General features: G+C 47.1%; 4 protein-coding genes. 1 reads left to right on the top strand and 3 read right to left on the bottom strand.

Translation table 11 applies throughout. The features are described 5' to 3' along the window. Positions 1 to 205: 205 nt before the first annotated feature. Both PKO02S_RS34075 and PKO02S_RS31755 read right to left on the bottom strand, forming a co-directional pair. The gene (locus PKO02S_RS34075; RefSeq protein WP_373865262.1) at positions 206 to 424 is read right to left on the bottom strand and encodes a hypothetical protein; all 219 of its coding nucleotides are present in this window, start codon (positions 422 to 424) and stop codon (positions 206 to 208) included. 26 nt (positions 425 to 450) lie between these two features. Continuing rightward, positions 451 to 1,344 (bottom strand): MrcB family domain-containing protein, encoded by an 894-nt coding sequence (locus tag PKO02S_RS31755; protein ID WP_127589262.1) that lies wholly within the window; start codon positions 1,342 to 1,344, stop codon positions 451 to 453. Positions 1,345 to 1,597: 253 nt separating this feature from the next. Here PKO02S_RS31755 and PKO02S_RS31760 point away from each other — a divergent pair, with 253 nt between their 5' ends. Beyond that, the gene (locus tag PKO02S_RS31760; protein WP_127589264.1) at positions 1,598 to 1,924 is read left to right on the top strand and encodes a hypothetical protein; all 327 of its coding nucleotides are present in this window, start codon (positions 1,598 to 1,600) and stop codon (positions 1,922 to 1,924) included. A gap of 340 nt (positions 1,925 to 2,264) precedes the next feature. Here PKO02S_RS31760 and PKO02S_RS31765 read toward each other — a convergent pair. Next, positions 2,265 to 2,940: SIS domain-containing protein (locus PKO02S_RS31765; RefSeq protein ID WP_127589266.1), on the bottom strand; the 676-nt coding region annotated here is incomplete at its 5' end.

The raw sequence follows: 2,940 nt of genomic DNA on the forward strand, positions 1-2,940 counted from the left end.
CAATAATAATGTCATGTGCGGTATTACTTTCATTCTCTTTTTTATTTTTTCACTACTACTAAATTTTCCTGTAGACTGGGATAAATGTGGTGTAGCTTCGTTTAAATCTATTTTATTACCACACCCTATCATTTTGCTAAAGTACTAAGAATTTGAAGTAATCTTTCCCATCTAAACAAATAATAAATTTGAATATCAAGTTGTCTCAGAAACTACTCTCTGTACGAACAAACGTTTGGTATAACGAGTGCAAACAAACGTTCGGTGACGCCTTGAATATAGTGCAAGTAAGCCATCGTGACTTTAAAAGTTGGTTTCTGTGGCGGGGCGTTTCGGTCGTGAGAGCTCCTCGCTTCTCCACGAACAGTTTGTAGTTCTCGACCATATTTTCGAGGTCCGTCTTTAACTGCTCGTCGCTTGGCAAGTTGCCGCTTTCGTATTTGTAGTAAGCTACTGTGCCTGCCTGGTATGGTAAGCTTCTCCCAAGGGGCTCGTCGTAAGGAAAAAATCCTTGTCTTTGCGTGTGCCTTCCAAGGGGAGTAGGGTTCGGATTTGATCGGTAGTTTCTTCAAAGAGCTGGTATGCCTTCTTTTTACCTTTCTGCTGCATTATCTCTGTCACGCCTTGCTCAAATGACAAATAAAGGGATTGCATATCCTCGGAGAATAAGTAGACGAGGTATATCCCTTTTTGAGTCGAGCTCGTGATTCTAGTGTCCATAATGGCAACCCAAGGTACCGTCGCCCAGTTGCCCTTTCCGACTGACCCCTCTACTGTGAGTGGGGCTTGTATGAAATCAAGTTTCTCGAGTTCGTGTGGAATGGTTTTCCGAACAAGCTGATCAATAGGATGCTGTTTAATGGATTCTTTCTTCGCTTGTACGTAGGAGTCCATGACTTGTTGGAAGTAACCATGATTAGAGAATTTCTTCGAGTCTTGGAGTGGTGGATCTTCGCTCGTATAATAGGAATCAATTTCCTGGAGAGTGTATTGACGTAGTTCGGCGATCACTTCTGTGGTGAAGGAGATTGAGTTGTTCGTAGGATTCATCTCTACGATTGTCTGCATAGCATAAGCCGGATTCTGAATAACCGTCCGGAGCTGTCCCACCGTCAGCGACTTCCAACTATCCCCCATGTATGTTGGTGGATTGTCTACTGGAAGACCATTGTTCTCGCGATCGATGAAGTGTTGGCGGAACCGGTCTGTGATGACGTTAAGACTAGTTGAGCTCGCCAATCCTTCCTCTGTAAGTGCTAGGATCAGGACCATTTTGTATGAGCGCTGTTTATGTTTGAAGATGGCACTTAACTGTTGGGGAAGGACCATGGCTGCCTCCAGCAAGGGTACCCGACCGCTTCCAGAGAATGTAAACGTATAGTTCTCTGGAGGCGATCCCCATGAGTACACTATAAAATCGTCTTCCTATTCGTCTGGCCCTACCGTGCTGATGGACCGGCTATGTCGTGAAATCGAATTGGAAGAAACCTAAAATGAGTTGCTGGCGTGGGACTCGAAACGGTGCACCCTCTCGCCTGGCACACGAATCAAAGCCCTGATCCTTAATGTGCTCAGCGGCAAGGATCCCCTTGTTCACGTGGAGCGATTTGCCGCCGAGACCCAATTTCGTCTGTTGAAAGATCCCCAACTCGTAGGAGGCGTCTACCTGAAGACACCCGATCGGCTCGACGAGCTGGGGATCGTGCTGGTGATGGCGCTGCTCGTTTACGGGATATTGGAGTACCGCGTCCGCCAGCAATTGGATCAGCAAGAGAAGCTCTTCCGCGTCCCTGGCCGAAGCCGGGATTACAAGCCGACGGGTCAAGTCTTGCTCGGGATGCTGCAACAAATTAAAGTGTTGTTGATCCAATATGCGGATCGCAGGGAACGCCTGCTGACGGATAATGTCGATGACCTGGCCTGACGTGTCGTGGAAATGGCGGAAATGACATGACGATTTATACCGTGAATCCTGTCGAAATGACAAGCAGCTAAGCCAACCCCGCCCTCATGCTCTCTTTGAATGTCGAAAGAAGGGAGATGCTGCCGAACGCGGTCGCCCTATGGATTGGCTGCCGACATGGATTCGCTTGACCCACAAGAACGGCTTCCTATTACTCACTTTGAGCTACCGGACATGCGAAATGGGGGTTAGAAGCAATCATTCCCCGATTTTCATTTGTTGATCATAGGGTACATGCCAGGACCCTCGTTAGGGCGCCTGCTCTTTTGTGGTCCGGTTATAGGGCTCTGCAACTGCTATACTACAATTTTACCCACGCGGAAAGGCCGGAAGGTTGATCCGGTTGAATTCCTTGTCGTTCCGCACTCACAATTGCAATCAGTTGGGGGATAAATATAAAAGGGATTCCTTGAGCTGCAATGTCTAGAGGCGTTCCAAAAACTACTTCCAGATCAACAATTCCATGGATCCCTGGACTTAAATGGTCGGTGAACGTAATTATTGTAGCACCTTGTGCTTTAATATCCCTCATCAGCTTTTCTTGATAGTCTTTCCCCTCTGGACTCAGAATCGCGATAACAAGCGTGTCCTTGTTGACTGTTACAATAGGGCCGTGCCGTACATCTAGTAAATGATGGGATTGCGCATGTACTTGGGCTATCTCAGTCAAAGCAATTGCTCCTTCAGCCGCTAATCCTTTCAACTCTCCGTCAGCCAGTATTAGGACGTTGGACCATTCACCGCTCACTGCTTGTCGAATGGGTCCCTCTACCCGGTTCATATAGGCTTCGCCCTCCTGAATTGCCTTACCAATATCGCTCAAAAGCAATTCATCGTTCGCTAAAAATGCAAAAAGCATCAAATTAGCGGTGTAGAGATTGGTGACCGTGGAAGTTTGACAAACACTGTGATCAAAAGCCCACGGAAGCTCCAATGAAAGATCCGCAATTTGTGAAAGAGGAGAATCTATAACGCAA

The sequence above is a fragment of the Paenibacillus koleovorans NBRC 103111 genome, assembly GCF_004000845.1.
GTDB lineage: Bacteria > Bacillota > Bacilli > Paenibacillales > NBRC-103111 > Paenibacillus_AA > Paenibacillus_AA koleovorans.